At 43.3% G+C, this 20,038-nt stretch carries 19 protein-coding genes; 9 read left to right on the top strand and 10 right to left on the bottom strand.

Going from position 1 to position 20,038, the window contains the following annotated elements:
- Positions 1–2 precede the first annotated feature (2 nt).
- The 8 genes from leuC to WC958_03025 all read right to left on the bottom strand — a co-directional run bounded on the left by leuC (position 3) and on the right by WC958_03025 (position 9,271).
- Positions 3–1,256 carry a 3-isopropylmalate dehydratase large subunit gene (gene leuC / locus WC958_03060; GenBank protein MFA5629222.1) on the bottom strand — a complete coding sequence of 418 codons (1,254 nt, stop codon included), beginning with the start codon at positions 1,254–1,256 and terminating at the stop codon, positions 3–5.
- A 159-nt stretch (positions 1,257–1,415) separates the two neighbouring features.
- Positions 1,416–2,930, bottom strand: a complete 1,515-nt coding sequence (locus WC958_03055) for a 2-isopropylmalate synthase (protein ID MFA5629221.1) — start codon at positions 2,928–2,930, stop codon at positions 1,416–1,418.
- Positions 2,931–3,077: 147 nt separating this feature from the next.
- A complete protein-coding gene (gene ilvC, locus WC958_03050; GenBank protein MFA5629220.1) occupies positions 3,078–4,079 on the bottom strand; it encodes a ketol-acid reductoisomerase in 1,002 nt (333 codons plus the stop codon).
- A gap of 43 nt (positions 4,080–4,122) precedes the next feature.
- Positions 4,123–4,653, bottom strand: coding sequence for an acetolactate synthase small subunit (ilvN, locus tag WC958_03045; GenBank protein MFA5629219.1), 531 nt, complete (start codon positions 4,651–4,653; stop codon positions 4,123–4,125).
- A 1-nt stretch (position 4,654) separates the two neighbouring features.
- Complete coding sequence (gene ilvB / locus WC958_03040; GenBank protein MFA5629218.1) at positions 4,655–6,349, bottom strand: biosynthetic-type acetolactate synthase large subunit; 1,695 nt, start codon at positions 6,347–6,349, stop codon at positions 4,655–4,657.
- Positions 6,350–6,361: 12 nt separating this feature from the next.
- Positions 6,362–8,029, bottom strand: a complete 1,668-nt coding sequence (ilvD, locus tag WC958_03035; protein MFA5629217.1) for a dihydroxy-acid dehydratase — start codon at positions 8,027–8,029, stop codon at positions 6,362–6,364.
- Between the two features lie 148 nt (positions 8,030–8,177).
- A complete protein-coding gene (gene rpiB, locus WC958_03030; GenBank protein MFA5629216.1) occupies positions 8,178–8,642 on the bottom strand; it encodes a ribose 5-phosphate isomerase B in 465 nt (154 codons plus the stop codon).
- The gene (locus WC958_03025) at positions 8,642–9,271 is read right to left on the bottom strand and encodes an L-threonylcarbamoyladenylate synthase (protein ID MFA5629215.1); all 630 of its coding nucleotides are present in this window, start codon (positions 9,269–9,271) and stop codon (positions 8,642–8,644) included. Before WC958_03025 ends, rpiB begins: the two co-directional genes overlap by 1 nt.
- A gap of 88 nt (positions 9,272–9,359) precedes the next feature.
- Between WC958_03025 and guaA the strand changes: the two genes are divergently transcribed.
- The 3 genes from guaA (at position 9,360) to WC958_03010 (ending at position 13,743) form a co-directional block, all read left to right on the top strand.
- Entirely contained in the window at positions 9,360–11,024 is a 1,665-nt protein-coding gene (gene guaA / locus WC958_03020) for a glutamine-hydrolyzing GMP synthase (protein MFA5629214.1), read from the top strand.
- Between the two features lie 390 nt (positions 11,025–11,414).
- Positions 11,415–13,457, top strand: a complete 2,043-nt coding sequence (locus WC958_03015; GenBank protein MFA5629213.1) for a hypothetical protein — start codon at positions 11,415–11,417, stop codon at positions 13,455–13,457.
- Complete coding sequence (locus WC958_03010; protein ID MFA5629212.1) at positions 13,438–13,743, top strand: hypothetical protein; 306 nt, start codon at positions 13,438–13,440, stop codon at positions 13,741–13,743. The genes WC958_03015 and WC958_03010 overlap by 20 nt, the downstream gene beginning before the upstream one ends.
- A gap of 221 nt (positions 13,744–13,964) precedes the next feature.
- On the opposite strand, the gene WC958_03005 is transcribed toward WC958_03010, so the two are convergent.
- A complete protein-coding gene (locus WC958_03005) occupies positions 13,965–14,231 on the bottom strand; it encodes a type II toxin-antitoxin system RelE/ParE family toxin (protein MFA5629211.1) in 267 nt (88 codons plus the stop codon).
- Position 14,232: 1 nt separating this feature from the next.
- A complete protein-coding gene (locus WC958_03000; protein ID MFA5629210.1) occupies positions 14,233–14,457 on the bottom strand; it encodes a DUF6290 family protein in 225 nt (74 codons plus the stop codon).
- Between the two features lie 263 nt (positions 14,458–14,720).
- On the opposite strand from WC958_03000, the gene WC958_02995 reads away from it, so the two are divergent.
- Genes WC958_02995 through WC958_02970 form a run of 6 tightly spaced genes read left to right on the top strand, consistent with a single transcriptional unit; the run spans position 14,721 to position 19,719 of the window.
- Positions 14,721–15,260 carry a hypothetical protein gene (locus WC958_02995; protein ID MFA5629209.1) on the top strand — a complete coding sequence of 180 codons (540 nt, stop codon included), beginning with the start codon at positions 14,721–14,723 and terminating at the stop codon, positions 15,258–15,260.
- Positions 15,261–15,276: 16 nt separating this feature from the next.
- Positions 15,277–15,690 carry a hypothetical protein gene (locus tag WC958_02990; GenBank protein ID MFA5629208.1) on the top strand — a complete coding sequence of 138 codons (414 nt, stop codon included), beginning with the start codon at positions 15,277–15,279 and terminating at the stop codon, positions 15,688–15,690.
- Positions 15,687–16,961 (top strand): phosphoribosylamine--glycine ligase, encoded by a 1,275-nt coding sequence (purD, locus tag WC958_02985; GenBank protein MFA5629207.1) that lies wholly within the window; start codon positions 15,687–15,689, stop codon positions 16,959–16,961. Before WC958_02990 ends, purD begins: the two co-directional genes overlap by 4 nt.
- Before the next feature lie 12 nt (positions 16,962–16,973).
- A complete protein-coding gene (gene purE / locus WC958_02980; protein MFA5629206.1) occupies positions 16,974–17,450 on the top strand; it encodes a 5-(carboxyamino)imidazole ribonucleotide mutase in 477 nt (158 codons plus the stop codon).
- Entirely contained in the window at positions 17,447–18,802 is a 1,356-nt protein-coding gene (gene purB / locus WC958_02975; protein MFA5629205.1) for an adenylosuccinate lyase, read from the top strand. Before purE ends, purB begins: the two co-directional genes overlap by 4 nt.
- The gene (locus WC958_02970; protein MFA5629204.1) at positions 18,799–19,719 is read left to right on the top strand and encodes a phosphoribosylaminoimidazolesuccinocarboxamide synthase; all 921 of its coding nucleotides are present in this window, start codon (positions 18,799–18,801) and stop codon (positions 19,717–19,719) included. The genes purB and WC958_02970 overlap by 4 nt, the downstream gene beginning before the upstream one ends.
- Positions 19,720–20,038 lie beyond the last annotated feature (319 nt).

Here is a 20,038-nt window from a genome sequence, read left to right as displayed (position 1 = left end):
TTTTACTTAACTTCCTCGGGGCTTGTTATGTAACCGGTAACGGCACTGGCTGCCGCAACCGCCGGATTGGCCAAATAAACCTCTGATTTAGGGCTGCCCATTCTGCCGACAAAGTTACGGTTTGTGGTAGAAATACATTTTTCACCGGCCGCAAGTATCCCCATATGCCCGCCCAAACAGGGCCCGCAGGTGGGGGTGCTGACAATCGCACCGGCATTAATAAACGTTTCCACCAGCCCTTCTTTAACCGCTTGCAAATAAATCTTTTGCGAACCGGGGATAACAATACAACGTACGTGCGGATTAACCTCTTTACCTTTCAAAACCTCCGCCGCCAACCTGAGATCATCGAGTCTGCCGTTGGTACAGCTTCCGATTACCGCCTGATCGATTTTAATATCGCCCAATTGGCTGACCGGTTTGGTGTTGGAAGGAAGATGCGGACAGGCAACTTGCGGTTCAATTTCGGCTACATCGTATTCAATAACTTTAGCGTATTCGGCATCCGCATCGGGTTCATAAACCGTATATTCGCGCTTCGCCTTTGGTTTTATGTAATCTAATGTTTTTCCATCAACTTTAAATATACCGGCTTTGCCTCCCGCTTCAATCGCCATATTGGCCATTGTAAACCTGCCATCCATATCCAAATCATCGACGGCCTCTCCGTGAAATTCCATTGCCGAATAAAGTGCACCGTCAACGCCGATATTACCGATGGTATAAAGAATTAAATCTTTACCGCCGACCCATTTGCCGAGTTTACCTTTGTAGATGAATTTAATTGTCGGCGGGACCTTCATCCAAATTTCACCGGTAGCCATCGCCGAAGCAATATCGGTTGAACCCATACCGGTTGAAAAAGCCCCCAAGGCTCCATAAGTACAGGTATGCGAATCGGCACCGATAACCACATCACCGGGCAGTACCAGCCCAGATTCAGGCAAAATAACATGTTCGATGCCCATTTTACCGATTTCGAAATAGTTAATTTTTTGTTCGCGGGCAAATTCACGCACAATTTTAGCCTGCTCGGCAGCGGCAATATCTTTATTGGGGGTAAAATGGTCCGGAACCATTACAACTTTAGAAGGGTCAAAGACTTTACTTACCCCGATTTTTTTAAATTCCCGAATCGCAATCGGTGCGGTAATATCATTGGATAAAACCATATCCACTTTGACACTAATAAATTGCCCCGGAATAAGTTTTTCTTCGCCGCAATGCGCCGCCAATATTTTTTCAATTAAAGTCAATTCAATTCTCCTCAAACAAGATTACAAAAGGTTATTCGCTTTTATTCAAATTATGGGGTAAACTCAAAATTATAAACACCAACGCAGTAGTGGTAACGGCCGGTATGTACAAACCGGAACCAACCGGCATAATTATCCCCTGTTAAGTTTAACCCGATTTTAACGAGAACTTAAAAGTTTGTTTAACGCATTCAAATAAGCCTTGGCACTGGCAACTATGATATCGGTATCCGCCCCACGACCGGTGTAAGTTACGGCATCGCTCTCGATTCTAATCAAAACCTCACCGATAGCATCAATACCGCCGGTAACAGATTTTACCGTAAATTCGGTTAATTTATTCGGCACTTTCACCAAGCGGTTAATCGCTTCGTAAACGGCATCAACAGGGCCTGTCCCCAATGCGGCATCGGCAATAGTATTGCCGTCGCCGGCCACCAGCCGAACAGCTGCCGTGGGAACACCTTTGTCGCCGCAGGTAACCTGAAGCCTATCCAATCTGTATGCTTCGGTCGTAATCCCCTCGCGTTTCTCTTGCGCTACCAAGGACTCGATATCCCTGTCGGTTACTTCCTTTTTCTTATCCGCCAGTTCTTTAAAGGCAATAAAGAGGCGGTTAATGTCTTCGTCGGTCGGATTATAACCCAATTCGGATAACCTTTCTTTAAAGGCATGCCTGCCGCTCGATTTCCCCATTACCAAACTGGAACTGGGAACACCGATTGATTTGGGATCCATAATCTCGTAAGTGCTCGACATTTTCATCATACCGTCTTGGTGAATACCCGATTGATGACGGAAAGCATTCCCGCCGACAACGGCTTTATTCGGCTGAACCGGAAAACCGGTTAACTCGCTAACCAAACGGCTTGTCTTATAAATTTCTTCGGTATTGATATTTGTTGTAACATCAAATAAATCGTTACGGGTTTTTAAAATCATAACGATTTCTTCCAAAGCGGCGTTACCGGCTCTTTCTCCGATTCCGTTGACGGTGCATTCTATTTGCCTTGCCCCGTTATTGATTGCCGCCAGCGAGTTGGCAACAGCCAACCCCAAATCGTTATGACAATGAACACTTATTTTCGCTTTACCGATATTGGGAACATTTTTAAAAATACCGGCAATCAGTTTACCGAATTCATCGGGAACGGCATAACCAACCGTATCGGGAATATTTAAGGTCGTGGCGCCGGCATCAATTACCGCCTCCAACATATTGTAAATATATTCGGGGCTTGAGCGGCTGGCATCCATCGGCGAGAACTCGACATCTTCAACATAGCCTCTGGCGCGTTTGACCATATTAAAAGCCATCTCGAGCACTTCTTCTTTGCTTTTTTTCAACTGATGCATAATATGAACATCGGATGAAGAAACAAAGACATGAATGCGCGGGTGTCTGGCTTGTTTTAAGGCCTCGGCGGCTTTGTCGATATCCGACGCAATTGCGCGCGCCAAACCGCAAATAATGGGTTTGCGGATTTCGCGGGATATTAATTCAACGGCTTCAAAATCGCCCGCTGAAGAAGCAGGAAAGCCTGCCTCTAAAGCGTCAACCCCTAATTTTTCCAGTTGACGGGCGATTTCAATCTTTTCATTGATATTCAGAGAGGCACCGGCGGCTTGCTCGCCGTCTCTCAGGGTGGTATCGAAAATAACTACTTTATCCATTTTGTCCTTCCTTTTAGAAAATATTAATCCTTACTTCCGTAAACTCCCCTCTCCAATGACAGAGAGGGGCCAATAAGGATGAGCTTATTTCCCATTGAAAGAACGGCGCTATCGAGTTTATTTAATAAAGAGTTATTCAATTTACAATCACTTATCTTTGTTATTTAACCAGGTCATCATGCTTCTGAGTTCTTCACCGACTTCTTCGATTAATTCCTCGGATTCCATTCTCTTGATGGCCTTAAAAGAAGGGCAACCGGCTTGGTTTTCAAGAATCCATTCGGTGGCAAAACTGCCGTCCTGGATTTCGGCCAAAATTTCTTCCATTTCATCAATCGATTGATTATTGATTACACGCGGGCCGCGGGTGTATCCGCCGTATTCGGCGGTATCGCTAACGGAATAGTTCATTAGATTTAACCCGCCTCTGTACATTAGGTCAACAATAAGTTTTAACTCATGGAAACATTCAAAATAGGCAATTTCGGGCTGATATCCGGCTTCAACCAATGTTTGGAAACCGGCTTTAACCATTGAAGCAACGCCGCCGCAAAGAACAGCCTGCTCTCCGAAAAGATCGGTTTCGGTTTCTTCGGCAAAGGTTGTTTCCAAAATACCGGAACGGCTGCAACCGATACCTTTAGCATAGGCTAAGGCTAAATCTTTGGCATTCCCCGAAGCATCCTGATAAACGGCAATTAAAGCCGGAGGGCCGGACTGTTCCGTAAAGGTTTGGCGTAACATATGCCCCGGACATTTCGGTGCAATCATGGTTACATCAATATCTTCCGGAGGGACAATTTGCCCGTAATGAATATTAAACCCGTGCGCAAACATTAACATCTTGCCCGGTTTTAATTCGTCTTTAATGGATTGATTATAAATTTTTGCCTGTGCGGTATCGGGGGCAAGAATCATAATAATATCGGCTTTACGAGCCACTACATCGGAGGTAAATACCTCAAAGCCGGCTTCCTTGGCTTTTTTCCAGCCGTTTCCGCCTTCGATCGCTCCGATAATAACATTCATTCCGCTGTCACGCAGGTTCAATGCATGTGCATGTCCCTGACTTCCGTAACCGATAACCCCAATTACTTTCCCTTCCAAGAGATTTAAATCACAATCGTTATCATAATAAATAGTAGCCATGTTAACTCCTTCTCCGATATAGGTTTTTAAATTTGGTATTCTATTATTTTATATCTTTTAGCGATTCTTTATCAATAGCGGCGGATTTTGACCCGCCGCGAATCATCGCCAGACAGCCCGTTTTAGCCAATTCTTTAATACCGAAACTGCGCAGCATGTTATAAAGAGAAGACAGTTTATCTTCGTCGCCGGTAGCTTCAATTACCAACGAATCGGCAGAAACATCGATAATTTTTGCCCTAAAGATACTGACAATTTGCATAATTTCGCTGCGTGTTGCCGGAGGGGCGTTGACTTTAATCAGCGCCAGTTCACGCATAATTGTTCCGGTACCGGTAACATCGGCCACTTTAATAACATCAACCAGTTTTTCGAGTTGTTTCCTTACCTGTTCCACCATAGCGGTAGTACCGATAACAACAATCGTCATGCGGGATATATGCGGCAGTTCGCTGTGACCGACGGTGATACTGTCAATATTGAATCCACGTCTTCTAAAAAGGCTTGCCGCTCTGTTTAGGACACCGGGTTTATCGGTAACCATGGCTACCAGTGTGTGCTTAGTCGTTACCATTTTATTTGCACCTCACTTTTTTAATCGGTTCTTCTAAAAATTCGGACAGCGAAGCTCCGGCAGGTACCATCGGGTAAACATTTTCTTCCGGATCGACAACAAAATTAAGAAGGAAAGGTCCTTCGGTTTCAATTGCTTTTTGAATCGAGGGGATAACATCTGATTTGTTTCTGACGGTAATCCCCGGAATATTATATGCTTCGGCAATCTTTACAAAATCAGGGCAGCAAAGCGGTGTAGCAACGTACCTTTTTTCATAAAAGAACTCTTGCCATTGCCTTACCATGCCCAAAAAGCCGTTATTTAAAATAACTATTTTAACCCCGATGTTTTCTCTGGCGATGGTTCCCAACTCTTGGATATTCATCTGGAAACTGCCGTCGCCATCGATACACCATACGTTTTCATCAGGGCAAGCAACTTTGGCTCCCATCGCAGCCGGTAACCCGAAGCCCATTGTCCCCAACCCCCCCGATGTAATCAGGCTGTTGGGTTTATCGAACCAAAAGTGCTGTGCCGTCCACATTTGATGTTGTCCGACACCGGTTGTAACAATGGCATCGCCTTTGGTAATCTCATATATTTGCCTGATGACATACTGAGGTATGATTTTAGATGTATCTTTAATATCCAACGAGGGATACTCTTTGCGAAGTTCATCTATTCGAGCCACCCAATCGGGATGCCCTTGCTCTTCAAGACCTTTATTTAAAGATTTTAAGACCGGTTTGATATCTCCGACTATCGGAACGTCAACAGGGACATTTTTCCCGATTTCGGCCGGGTCAATATCAATATGAATAATTTTGGCTTTGGGTGCAAAGCCGGTGATTTTACCGGTAACCCTGTCATCAAAGCGCATTCCGATGGCAATCATCAAATCGCATTCCTGAAGCGCCAAGTTAGCATAGGTCATACCGTGCATTCCGATCCATCCGTATGACAGCGAATGCGATTCAGGAAATGAGCTGATTCCCAACAAAGTGGTCACGACCGGAATTTGCGAAGTTTCCGCCAGTTGTTTTAATTCATCGTAGGCTTTCGAGATAATAACGCCATGACCGGCAACAATCAGCGGTTTATTGGCATCGTTTATCAATTTAATCGCCCGGTTAATTTGGGAAGGATGGCCGCCCTGCCCTTTGGGTTTATATCCGGGCATCGAAACCTTAGTCGGCGGATTGTACTCGACCGAATTGGTTAACACATCTTTAGGGATATCAATCAGTACCGGCCCGGGACGCCCAGATTGTGCCAAATAAAAGGCTTCTTTTACAACCTGCGCCAACGAAGCGGTATCGGTAACCAAATAATTATGTTTTGTTATCGGAAGGGTGATACCCGTAATATCAATTTCTTGAAAAGCATCTTTTCCGATTAAAGAACTCGCAACCTGACCGGTAATTGCTACCATAGGGATGGAATCCATATAGGCATCGGCAATCCCCGTTACAAGATTGGTAGCGCCGGGGCCGGATGTAGCAACACAGACACCTACTTTGCCCGTGGCACGCGCATAACCCTCGGCGGCATGGGCCCCGCCCTGCTCGTGAGCAACCAAAATATGCCTTAACTGAGGATATTGCGGTAAGGTATCATAAAAAGGAATGATAACCCCTCCAAGAATACCGAACATCGTATCAACACCCTCATTAATCAGGCTTTCACACAATATTTGCGATCCGGTTTTCTTCATAATCAACCTCCGTTATTTAGTAAAAACAGCGCCGGTGCTGGCCGATGTAACACTTTCGGCATATCTTGCCAGATAACCCGTCTTGAATTTTGATTCAAAGGGCTTTAACACCGCAATTTTTTTATTAATCTCCTCATCGGAAATATTAACTTCAAGTTTATTGTTGGGAATATCGATACTGATAATATCCCCTTCTTTTACTGCTGCAATCGGACCGCCGGCAGCAGCCTCCGGTGAAACATGGCCGATTGCCGCTCCTCTTGTAGCGCCCGAAAAACGACCGTCGGTTATTAAGGCCACGGTCTTATCGAGCCCCATTCCGCCAAGCAATGAAGTCGGCGTAAGCATTTCCCGCATTCCCGGGCCGCCTTTAGGGCCCTCATAGCGGATAACCAAAACATCGCCGTCTTTGATTTTACCGTCCATAATTGCCTTGGTGGCATCGCCCTCGGAATCAAAAACGCGCGCCGGCCCCTGATGGACCATCATTTCAGGCGCCACCGCCGACCGTTTAACAACACCCCCCTGAGGCGCCAGGTTACCGAAAAGAATCGTTAAGCCGCCTTTATCGGAGTAGGCTGTCTCTTTAGAACGGATTACGTCGGAATCTTTGACAACCGCAGCGCCGGCAATTTGACCGATTGTTAACCCCGAAACGGTATTTAAATCCGAATTCAGTAAATATTTAAGCTCTTTCATAACCGCCGGAATCCCGCCGGCCCTGTCTAAATCTTCAATATGATAATTGCCCGCAGGCCTTAATTTACAAAGACAAGGCGTTTTTTCGCTAACGGCATTGATTCTGTCCAACGGAAAACTAACCCCCGCCTCGTGCGCGATTGCCATCAGATGCAAAACCGAATTGGTACTGCCACCCAGCGCCATATCAACGTAAAAGGCGTTTTCCAAAGATTGGGGATTGATAATATCCCTCGGGCAAACATTGGCGGCAAGCAAATCGATAATTCTTCTGCCGGCTTCTTTGGCAAGTTCAATTCTGCGCGGGTCAATCGCGGGTATAGTCCCGTTACCGGGAAGACCCATTCCGATTGCCTCGGTAATGCAGTTCATTGTATTAGCGGTAAACATCCCCGAACAACTTCCGCAACCGGGGCACGCCACTTCTTCCAATTTTTGTAATTCCTCTTCTGTCATTTGTTGCGTTACAACTTTCCCGACGCCTTCAAAAACAGAGTTTAAATCAACCTTTTGGCAACCTTTATCGGTTTCATATTTCCCTGCCATCATCGGGCCGCCGCTAACAAAGACAGACGGAATATTTAGCCTTAGAGCGGCCATTAACATCCCGGGAACAACTTTATCGCAGTTGGGGATAAACACCAGCGCATCAAAAGCGTGCGCTTGCGCTACAATTTCAATTGAATCGGCAATCAGTTCACGGCTGGATAAACTGTAATTCATACCGGCGTGATTCATAGCAATACCGTCGCAAACGGCGATAGTATTAAATTCGAAGGGAACACCGCCGGCAGCACGAATATTTTCCTTGACCGCATCGGCAATGCCTCTTAAATGAATATGGCCGGGAACAACCTCGGTGAAGCTGTTTACCACCCCGACAAACGGTTTTTTTATGTCCGGAGCAGAAACACCGAGTGCATGAATCAGCGAACGGTGCGGTGCTCTTTCAATCCCTTTTTTAACTGCATCGCTTCTCATATAAAATCCCCTTAAACGGCTAAAATTAAAAAATCCATCCCAATGGGGACGGATCTAAATCAGTTTAAACGAGCCCATCTCCGCGATTTTAATCCTAAAGTATCACAATGTCGTGTTAAGTGTCAAATCTATTTATAGCTGACACAGGTTAACAATCCTGTTTGTTGGCAAGTTCAATCGCTTTAATTTTATCAATGCGGCGTTGGTGTCTGTCCCCTTCAAAAACACCTTCCAAAAAATTGGTAACAATATCGCTAAGCACGTCGGTATTAACCGAGGAGGCAAGGCACAAAACATTGGCATCGTTATGCTCGCGGGCGCGCCGTGCCAAAAAACTGTCAAAACAAAGTACGGCACGGATTCCGTTAAACTTATTGGCGGCAATGCACATTCCGGCTCCCGTAGAACAGATAAGTATACCTTTATCGGCAATGCCTGCGGTAACATTATTGCAAACAAGCCCGGCAATATCGGGATAATCAATCGACTCCTCGGTATAAGTACCGAAGTCACGGCAATTATACCCTTTCGCTGCCAGAATTGTTTTAACCCTTTCTTTTAACTCCAACCCTCTGTGGTCGCAGCCTATGGCGATATTATTATTGTTAGTCATTATTTTATCCCTTCGTAAAATATTTGCAGTTCCTTGCGGCTGATTGCCCCTTCTCTGAGAATAACCGGAATTTCTCCGGTAACATCAACAATGGTGGATACTGTACCGAGCGGGCACTCTCCGCTATCCAAAACAAAATCGACTTTATCACCGATTTGTTTAATTACTTGTTCGGCATCGGCGTTATTGGGCATGCCGCTGATATTGGCGCTGGTAGCTACCAAGGGCACCCCGACGCCTTTAATTAAATCCAGCGTTAAATCGTGCTTGGGGATACGCACCGCCACCGTATCTTTATTATCGGTAATCAAACTGTTTACGGAATCAGCTTTCGGCATTATAAGCGTAATCGGCCCCGGCATATATTTAGCAATAAAGGGCTGCGCCGAATCCGGGATATATTTTACTATTTTATTAATCTGTGCTTTATCGGCGACCATAATCGGTAAAGCCAAATTGTGCGCCCTTTGCTTTATTTCGTATACTCTGTTTACGGCTTTGATATTATCGTACCTGCAAGCCAAACAATAGACGGTATCGGTGGGAAAAACAATCACACCGTCCCTCTTTAAAAAATTTATTCCGATATTTTTTTGAGAGCTTGTATTTGCGGGCGTTTGAAAAGACATGGCTTTAAGTCCTATACTTAACTTGACGATAATTATAGCAGAATGTTAACCTGAGTGCTATAAAATTTTTTAAAATACAGGAAAGAAAATGCAGTCAAAAGACGAAAGTTACCGTGTAGCCGCCAGCGGAGACGCAGAAGTTTCCACCTACCTCGAAATTGCCAAAGAGATCGCCGGTGAAAAACCGATCGCAACCGGAGAAGCCGTTTCCGGTGTGGAGCAAGAATCGATTATTGTAATTGACTTTGGTTCCGAATACAGCCTTCTTATCGCACGCCATATCAGGGAACTCAATGTTTATTGCGAACTGGTCCCTCACGATACACCCTGGGAGAAGCTTGTCCAGTTAAATCCCAAAGGTATTATTCTTTCCGGCGGCCCGTCGAGCGTCTATGACGAAAATGCGCCTAAAATTCCGGCTTATGTCTTTGAAAAAGCGCTGCCCGTCCTCGGGATTTGTTACGGAATGCAGGCAATGGCCTATCAATTGGGCGGAGTGGTCAAAGGAAATTCGGGCCAGGAGTCCGACCACGCCGTTTTACACATCAGTAACCAGGATTCCCCGTTATTTAACAATTTACCCGATGCCATTACGGTTTGGATGGACGATTCAAACATTATTGAAAAACTGCCTCCGGGCTTTGAATCTCTGGCGTACACCGAAAACACCCCTATCGCCGTTATAAATAAAGACAATATGTACGGTATCCAGTTCCATCCGGATGTTGTTCATACCCCGCACGGCAAACAAATTCTGGAAAATTTTGTTTATAAAATCTGTGAATGCCACGCAACGTGGACCATGGATAACTTTATTGTCAACAGTATCAAGAATATCAAAAGACAGGTCGGCGACGGAAAGGTTATTAACGCTATTTCGGGCGGTGTCGATTCTTCGGTTGTGGCAACGCTGCTGCACAAGGCCATCGGCAAACAACTTACCTGTATTTTTGTTAACCACGGTTTATTACGCCGCGAAGAGGCCGAAAGAACACTTGAGGTATTCCGCCAGAACTTAGGCATGAATGTTATTTACGTTGATGCTTCGGAGCGCTTTTTGGAGCGTTTAAAGGGCGTTACCGACCCCGAACAAAAACGTAAAATCATCGGCGCGGAGTTTATTAAGGTTTTTGAAGAAGAAGCCAATAAATTGGGCGAAGTCGGCTTTTTGGGGCAGGGAACCCTCTACCCCGATGTTATCGAAAGCGCCACATCCACCGGCAGCGCTACCGTTAAAATCAAAACGCATCATAACGTGGGCGGACTGCCCTCGGATATGACCTTTGAGCTTTTGGAACCGCTTAAATATCTGTTTAAAGATGAAGCACGCAAGGTCGGGCTTGAGCTTGGCTTACCGGAAGAAATGGTTTGGCGACAGCCTTTCCCCGGCCCCGGTTTAGCAATTCGTATTATCGGTGAAGTTACCAAAGAAAAATTGGAAACATTGCGATCCGCGGATTGGATTGTAATGGACGAAATCAAGAAAGCCAAGTTATACCGCCAATTATGGCAGAGCTTTGCTATCCTCACAAATGTTAAGAGCGTCGGCGTCGCCGATGATTCCCGCACCTACAATTATCTGATTGCCCTGCGTGCCGTTACCAGTAACGACGCTATGACAGCGGAATGGGCGCGTTTACCCTACGACTTACTGGCACGTATTTCGAACCGCATTGTTTCTGAAATCGGTTCGGTTAACCGTGTTGTTTATGATATAACCTCCAAACCGCCGTCAACTATTGAGTGGGAATAAAAATAAAGCCATAAACGCTGTAAATCATCAAGGCAGCGTTTCGGTAGCACTGATTGTATGGATAAAGGCTATCTGATTTGAAAGGGTCGGATAGCCTTTTTTGTTAGTTATATCATTCCAAAATGGCGGAATGCATCTCTGATTGATGAAGTAACGCAGAATGAAAGTATCCAACTTCTACACCTAACAAAATAGTTCAAAAGCCCTACATTGTTAAGCTTTTGAATAACTCAATAATATAGAATATATTGACATGTTTGATTCTCGCGTTATAATTGGAATAATGTTTATGAATTTGCGGACACTAATTGGTTGAGTAAACAGAAATGCCACGGCGGGATGGATTTATTAGATGTTTAACCAAAAGGGACTAGTCAAAGGGGAATAGTTTTGAAAAAACTCGATTTCCATATTCATACGAAGGCTACTAATCTTGATTCTGACTTCACGTTTTCAATTGAAGCAATGAAAGGGTATGTCGATAAATTAGGAATAGATGCTATTGCAATCACAAATCACAACTGCTTTGATAGACAACAGTTTGAATTTATTAGTGCAAAGTTGGGAGGGGTAGTTGTGTTCCCTGGAATAGAAATAAATATTGAAAATGGACACATCATAATAATTTCTCCAATAGATATGCTTGGAAAATTTGATACAGAATGCAAACAAGTTCAAGATAAATTTGTCAGTGACACGGAATCAATTGACTATAATGCATTTACAAACATATTTACAAATCTGAACCAATACTTACTCATTCCCCATTATGATAAAGAGCCTCAAGTCAGCGATACTATTCTAAAAAATCTTGAGGGGTTTGTTGATGCTGGAGAGGTTCAGAGTCCGAAAAAATTCGAACGATATAAAAAAGAAGACGGGCTAACTCCATTGCTTTTCAGTGACTGGCGAGCGGCACAAGTAGTGGAGAAAATGGATAGTCATCAGTTTCCGACACGACAAACGTATATAAATTGCGATGAGATTTCTATTCCAAAAATTAAATATGCACTCAAAGACAAGAAGAATGTTAGCTTAACAGACAGTGACCAAGAACAAGTTTTTCAGATATTAGAAGATGGCACTGTTGCATCTACAGGTTTAAATATTGTTTTAGGGAAACGTTCTTCTGGGAAAACATATACATTGAATACTATCGCGAAAAGCTATCCAATTGATAGTATTAAATATATTCGTCAATTTGATCTAGTGAGTAGAAGTGAGGATGAGAAGTTTGAACAAATAATTGAACGCGAAAACGATCATTTTACGGCCGATTATTTTAAAGAGCTAAAGCAATTGCTTGAATGTATTTCAACGCTTGATTGGGATGAAAGTATTATCAAGATAGGAACATATATTAAAACGCTGAAAAACTTTGCTACCAATACCCAAAAAGAAGATATATATTCACGGGTTAGGCTTTTTACAGAATCAACCTTGGATACACAAGACTTAACAGATTTAAAGAAGATTATTGAATCCTTAATTACAATTATTGATGATATAAAGTACGAGAGTGAAGTTTCAAAATGGGTTTCGAAACAAAAAATGGTCAAGCTCTGTTTAGAACTAATAAAGCATTATAATAAAATAAAAGTAGAAAACTTTTTAATTGAAGCAACCAATCACTTGGTAAGGACTATTAAAAGCAGCCTTGGGAAAAAGTCATCTCTAAACCCAATTGAAGATGTAAATTTGAAGAATCATTTTAGGCTATTGGTTATTGAGGATAAGTTTAACGATTTAATTCAAACCGGAGGAGAAGAAAGGGTTGTTAAAACTGAACAAATATTCGGGTTTGCAGTTGAGGCAAAAGTAAGCAGGATTACCACTGCTACAGAAATAAATAAAGCTTGTGCAGCAAAAAATACAACTTCACTTATGAAGATTCCATGTTCTCCATTCGAATTTTACAGAAAACTTAGGAAAGAAAGAGATAACTATAATATTCAATATGAAAACATTTACAAAGCGTTTTGGAAGTTATCCTATACAGTAAAAAACCTTTTCGATAGTGAGTTATCAGGAGGAGAAAAAGCCGAATACAATCTTTTGGCAGAATTAAAGGATGCCTATAAATATGAAATGGTTCTAATTGATGAACCAGAGTCTTCGTTTGACAACATATTTATCAAAGACAATGTAATTGTATCCATTAAGGAGCTATCACTTAAATCCACTGTTTTCGTCGTGACACATAATAATTCCATAGGAATTTTGTTGAAACCAGATTTTATAATACTTACAGAAAAAGAAATGACTGATAATGGGCCGCAATATTATGTTTATACGGGGCAATTAACATCAAAGAACTTAAAAAGCATATGCGGCAAAGAGAAAGCTAATTACTTATCACTAATGGAAACAATGGAAGCTGGTGAAGACGCTTACACACAGAGGAGGGAAATATATGAAGCTGTTAAAGATTGAGAATCAAGAAGGGTATTATCTTAATGGGAGTGAATACAAAAATATAGATTCAATAACCAAGGAAGACATTTTAAGGTTATTGAAAACTATTTATGAGGAAGAAAATATTGAATTAGATGAAATCGATGATGCCAGCAATCGAATAACTATGCCTTCACAAAAATTAGTATACGAGAAACTTTATGAAAAGCTCGCTGAATTGAAAGCTGCAAAAGAAGAGATTATTGCATCTGTTAGTATGGATTTTAAGGAAGCGAAAGAAAGATATTGTCAAGGTTTAGAGTAACTAAAAATCAATTCTAATAATATGTGAAATGGCGCGTTTACTTACTGATTAAACTCAAGCTGACATCATGCTTTTGATACCACTTTGATAACAAAATACTAGTTAATGCCATAGAAGATAGATAGTTAGTATCAAACTGAATAAAAGAATTTATGTTACCTAAAACAAATTTGTTTAATGTCTAGTTTACACTTTGGAGAACAACAAAAGGAGACCCCCCATCAATCGTTGTAAATACTCTTTCTGTTACCCCTTTCAATTGTAATCAGATAAATCCCCATCCCTTTAATATCGGCAATAACCCTGTAATCCCCGATTTTATATCGCCAATATTCTTTTTTGCCTTTTAAGGCTGTGCCATGCACACGCGGATTTTCGGCATTCCCCAAGTTTTCGGATATCCAATTGATTATTATCCTTTGTTGAGTGATACCCAATTCGCTTAGCTGCTTTTCGGCATTTTTCTCAAAAACAATCGAATATTTCATTTTACATCTTTAATCTTTTTTTAATTTCGCCGAAAGAAACATATCCGACCTGCCCGTTCTTTAACGCTTCCTCGTATGCCAAAATGGCTTTTAAATCAATCTCATTTTCAATTTTCTCGGTCAGCGCTTCCTTCATCAGCGTCGATAAAGGGATATTTTTATATTCGGCATACTCTTTGTAGATTCTTTCTTCATCTTTGTTTAGCCTTACTGTAATCGTGGCCATATTAACACCTCCCCATTACAAATATATCGTAACACAATGTAGCACACAAAGCAAGCGAGGGCTTTTCTCTCCCAAAAGCTGAAAATATGTTGACATGCTTTTCTCAGGCGGTATAATTGGGGTAATATTTATCGATTTATGATTAACCGGCTAAAACAAACAGGTGGCATAAAGTCGGATAAAAGAGTATCATATAAAGCAAAATATCGAGATCAGCCTCGAATTTGCCGGTGAGAACAAAAAGCGGGAGAAGGTGACTTCATATGGATCTTGTTACTAAGATTGTGCTTATAATTGCTACGGTGCTTATTATCGGAGGCACGTGCTTTGTATTAATATTTTACCGCGACGATATATTCGGCCCCCGATTTATCACTACCACCACGACAGAAGTCAGCACCCCTACACAGAGCGGTGAGGCGGAATATGCTGTGGCGGTAACCGCATTGGATTCGGAAGTCGTTGATGCCATCCTAAGCCTTAATAGCTTGATGTCAAATCCGCAAATCTCCAGCCAAGCATGGAGCGACAGTGTTTCAAAGGTTCACGGTAAGGTTGCGCAGTTACATTCCAATGCGACTTTAATGAAAGTACCCGATGCGGCGGCCGCTCAGTTACAAACCTATTACATTAACAATGTTACCCGTAACCTTGTGCAGGCAATTCAATGGATTGCTTCAGCCATAGAACAGGGTAAGGGCGAGTTATTAAACAATGCTATCGCCCATATGGAAGCGGTCGGACCCGCCAGGGCTAATTTTATAAACGAACTGAATAATTATATTGTTAATTCGACTAACTGATTAGCCGGAAGATGCAATGAAAAATACAGAAAAGCAGGATACTATAACCTGGCTCACGGCGGTTGTGCCTTTGTATAGGCAAGCCGAAGAAATTACGGTTCCCTTTACAAATATAGGCCCCGACGGATTTCCTACCGATTTAGACGGGCTGGCAAACGTTTTGGTCGCTCTGCCACCGATTTTAGCGACCGTAAAAAAACTGCCCAAGCCCGAATACAGTAAACTCCGACTATTACAAAAAGATTTTAAATTAACGCTGGATGCCTGTATTAAATCGGCTAAAAATCGCTTGAAATTCGAACAAAAAAGGGGCCGATTTGCTTTTTCGGCGGCTGTCTTTTGGACTGATTTAGCGATAAGTTTCAAAACGTCATTCAGTAAAAAAATGGATAAAATGATACTAGATTACGATAAAGGAGGAATCCTCTGAAAGTACTTGTTGTTGGCAGTGGCGGCCGGGAGCATACCCTTGTTTGGAAACTTGCTCAAAGCCCAAAAGTGGATGCGATATTTGCGGCCCCGGGTAATGCGGGGACTGCACTGGCTGCAAAAAACATTGATATTAAGGCAAACGATATTCCGGCGCTGGTCGAGTTTGCATTAGCAAATAATATCGGATTAACCGTTATCGGCCCCGAGGGACCGCTGGCGGCGGGAATTGTCGATGCCTTTCAATCCAAAGGGCTTAAGGTTTTCGGCCCTAACAAAGCGGCTGCCCAAATCGAAGCCAGTAAGGTTTTTTCCAAAAATCTTCTCCAGAAATATAACATCCCCTGCGCTAAAAGCGTTAACTTTTCTTCTTACGCCGAAGCACAAGAATATATTAACAGTATATCAATGCCGATTGTTGTTAAAGCCGACGGGCTTGCGGCCGGTAAAGGGGTTGTTGTTGCCGAAACGAGGGAAGAGGCCTTGCAGGCCCTTGCGGATATAATGGATTCAAAAATACACGGTGACGCCGGTAACAGTGTTGTTATCGAAGAAAAAATGATTGGCAGGGAGATGAGCGCTTTTTATTTTGCCGATGCCTCCGCTTCCCTCCCAATGGTTTTTGCCTGTGACCATAAGGCCGTTTTTGATGGAAATAAGGGCCCGAATACCGGCGGAATGGGTTGTTACAGCCCCCCTTTCTTTTTAACCCCCGAATTGTCAAAAGAGGTCTCTGAGAGGATTATGGAGCCCACTATCCGGGCCATGATTACCGAAGGCACCCCCTACCACGGGGTATTATACGGCGGTTTAATGATTACGGAAGAAGGACCGAAAGTGATGGAGTTTAATGCCCGTTTCGGAGACCCCGAAACGCAGGTAATCTTACCGCGCCTAAAATCAGACCTTTTTGAAATAATGCTTGCCGTTGCCGAAAACAGGCTAAGCGAAATTGAAATGGAATGGACGGAAGACGCCTGTGTCGGCGTTGTAATGACTTCGGCGGGGTATCCCGGAAATTACCCCAAGGGTTTACCGATTAGCGGACTCTCCGACGTCGATAGTGATATAATGGTCTTTCATGCCGGAACCAGGGCTGACTCTTGCGGCAATATCTTAACCGACGGCGGCAGGGTTTTAACCGTGGTGGGGTTGGGTAAAAACCTCGCGGAAGCACGGCAAAAAGTTTATAATAATGTTTCAAGAATTCATTTCGAGGGATGCCATTATAGGCGCGATATCGCCCTCTCGGATAATGAAAGCGATTTCTAAATAGGAGTTGTGATGCCAAAAGTTGCTATTGTAATGGGTTCCGAATCAGATAGTGAAACCGTTCAACCGGCAATCGATGCCTTACAGATGCTGGGTATCGATTACGAGGTTAAAGTTATGTCGGCTCATCGCAAGCCGGAAAAGGTTAGACAGTTCGGGTTATCGGCAAGAGAAAACGGCTTTGAAGTTATTATCGCCGCCGCCGGTGGGGCAGCCCATTTACCGGGCGTAATTGCAAGCTGGACAACCCTTCCGGTAATCGGAGTGCCGGTTGCCGGCAGTGATTTAAAAGGGGTTGATTCGCTCTATTCCATTGTTCAAATGCCCGGGGGGATTCCGGTTGCAACCGTTGCTATTGGCAAAGCGGGCGCCAAAAACGCCGCCTTTCTTGCTGCCCAAATTTTAGGATTAAAATATGAAAATATACGCAAAAGCTATGAGGATTACCGAAAAGAGCTTGCCAAAGACAAAGAGGAGGAGTCTAAATGATCGAGCGTTATAGCCGTCCGCAAATGAAAAAGGTGTGGTCGGATGAGAATAAATTCACCAAATGGCTTGATGTTGAAATCGCAGTTTGCGAATCGTGGGCCGAGCTGGGGAAAATCCCCCGCAATGCCGTTCCCAAAATTAAAATGGCACGCCTGAACATGAAGCGCATGGAAGAAATTTTAGTGGAAACTCATCATGATATGACCGCCTTTATCGGCTCGGTTGCCGAGAGTTTGGGTCCCGAGGCCAGATTTATTCACTTGGGAATGACTTCTTCGGATGTAATGGATACCGCACTCAGTCTGCAATTGGTTGAGGCGTCCGAAATCTTAAACGAGGATATTAAAGGGCTGCTTTCCGTTTTAGTGGAAAAAGCAATTAAATATAAATATACCGTAATGATCGGCAGAACCCATGGTATTCACGCCGAACCAACTTCTTTCGGATTGAAGCTGGCTTTATGGATTGAAGAGATGCAACGCAACCGACAGAGGTTGGCCGAAGCAACCAAAATGATTGCCGTAGGGAAAATATCGGGGGCCGTCGGCACTTATGCCACTTTATCCCCCGAGGTTGAAGAAAAGGCTTGCGCCAAGTTAATGTTAAGCCCCGCTTCAATATCCAATCAAGTGCTGCAACGCGACAGGCACGCTCAATTTGTAACCACCCTGGCAATTATTGCCGGTTCATTGGAAAAATTTGCAACCGAAATTCGCGGACTGCAAAAGACCGATACCCGTGAAGTTGAAGAGCCGTTTAGTGAAGGACAAACCGGTTCGTCCGCTATGCCGCACAAAAGAAATCCGGAGCTTTGTGAACGAATTTGCGGATTGGCAAGGCTAATCAGAGGTTATTCGCTTACTTCTATGGAAAATATCGCCCTCTGGCATGAAAGAGATATCAGCCACTCTTCGACCGAAAGGGTAATTATGCCGGATGCCTGCCTGGTATTGGATTACATGCTCCATATCTTTACCAATGTTATGGACGGGCTCTTGGTTTATCCGGATGCAATGGAAAAGAATCTTAATAAAACCAAAGGGCTTGTTTACTCGCAAAGGGTGATGCTGGCGCTTATCGATAAGGGTTTAAGCCGCCAACAAGCCTATAAAATGGTACAGCGTAATGCCATGAAATCGTGGAAAGGCAGTAAAGACTTCTTGAAATTGTTAAAAGCCGACGTTGAGGTGGTAGAGAAACTGCCTGTTGAGGAATTGGATGATATCTTTGATTACAAATATTACTTGCGCTACGTCGATGAGATATTTAAGAGATTGGGTTTAACCGATACCAAATGGAAAAAGAAATATATGGCTTTGGAGCCTAAACAATTGGGGCCAAGGGCGTTATGAGCGCAGGACCCGAAGTATTATTAAAAACAGATTTGCCTTTGCCGTTGTTTATTCGCGGCAAGGTACGCGACACCTATGATATGGGTGATTACATACTGATTGTCGTTACCGACCGGGTTTCCGCTTTCGATGTGGTTCTTCCTTGCGGAATCCCCAATAAGGGCAAGGTCTTAAACCGTATATCCGCATTTTGGTTTGATAAAACTAAAGATGTAATCGGCAATCATGTGGTTGCCGTTATTGAGGACGCAAATATTCTTAATGACTATTTACCCGAAGATAAAAAGGTTCAATTCCCCGCCTATCTTAACGGGCGGTCAATGCTGGTTAAAAAGGCTGACCGTTTAGCGGTAGAGTGTATTGTGCGCGGTTATATTTCCGGCTCGGCTTGGAGCGAGTACACTAAAAGCGGAACCGTATCGGGGATTGAAATGCCTGCGGGGCTACTTGAAAGCCAAGCATTTGATACCCCCATTTTTACCCCGACCACCAAAGCCGATGAAGGGCATGATTTACCGATAACAATGTCGGAAATGGAAGAGATGGTCGGCAAATCTCTGGCACATGAAATAAAAGAGGCCAGCATCAATATTTACAACAACGCCGCCGAATACGCCAAAACGCGCGGTTTTATTATTGCCGATACCAAGTTTGAATTTGGGATTGATAACGGCAAACTGATTGTTATCGATGAAATGCTGACACCCGATTCCAGCCGTTTTTGGGAAGCGGATAAATACAAGGTCGGGCAAGCACAGGATAGCTTTGATAAGCAAATTGTTCGGGATTGGTTAAATGAATCCGGTTGGAACAAAGAACCCCCAGGGCCTGTTCTCCCCGATGACGTAATCTCAAAGACGGCCCGCCGTTATATTGAGGCCTACAAAAAACTGACGGGCAAAAACTTTAACGCCTAAAATTTCGGTAAAATAACCGATGCTTTGTAAAACAGAAAAGGGTTATCTTGTAAATTCAGGATAACCCTTTTTTTAATGCTTGCTTTTTGATTCGGCAAAGTACATTTTTTAACGCGGTATTGGGATGAAATGAACTTTTTTGATGCGGAAGTTTAGCTTATCAAATCCCAATTTCGGTTGCTGATATGGGCTATCAGATATATTATGACGGATTCGCATCTTATAACTTTGATTGGATTCAACAATAAGAACTGTCAATGCACAGGCACACAAAGACAATAAATAAACTAACTGTCTAGCCTAATTTGCAATTTTAAAG

It is taken from the genome of Dehalococcoidales bacterium (assembly GCA_041656115.1).
Taxonomy (GTDB): Bacteria; Chloroflexota; Dehalococcoidia; order Dehalococcoidales; family UBA5627; genus UBA5627.
This window is presented reverse-complemented; position numbering and strand designations above follow the sequence as displayed.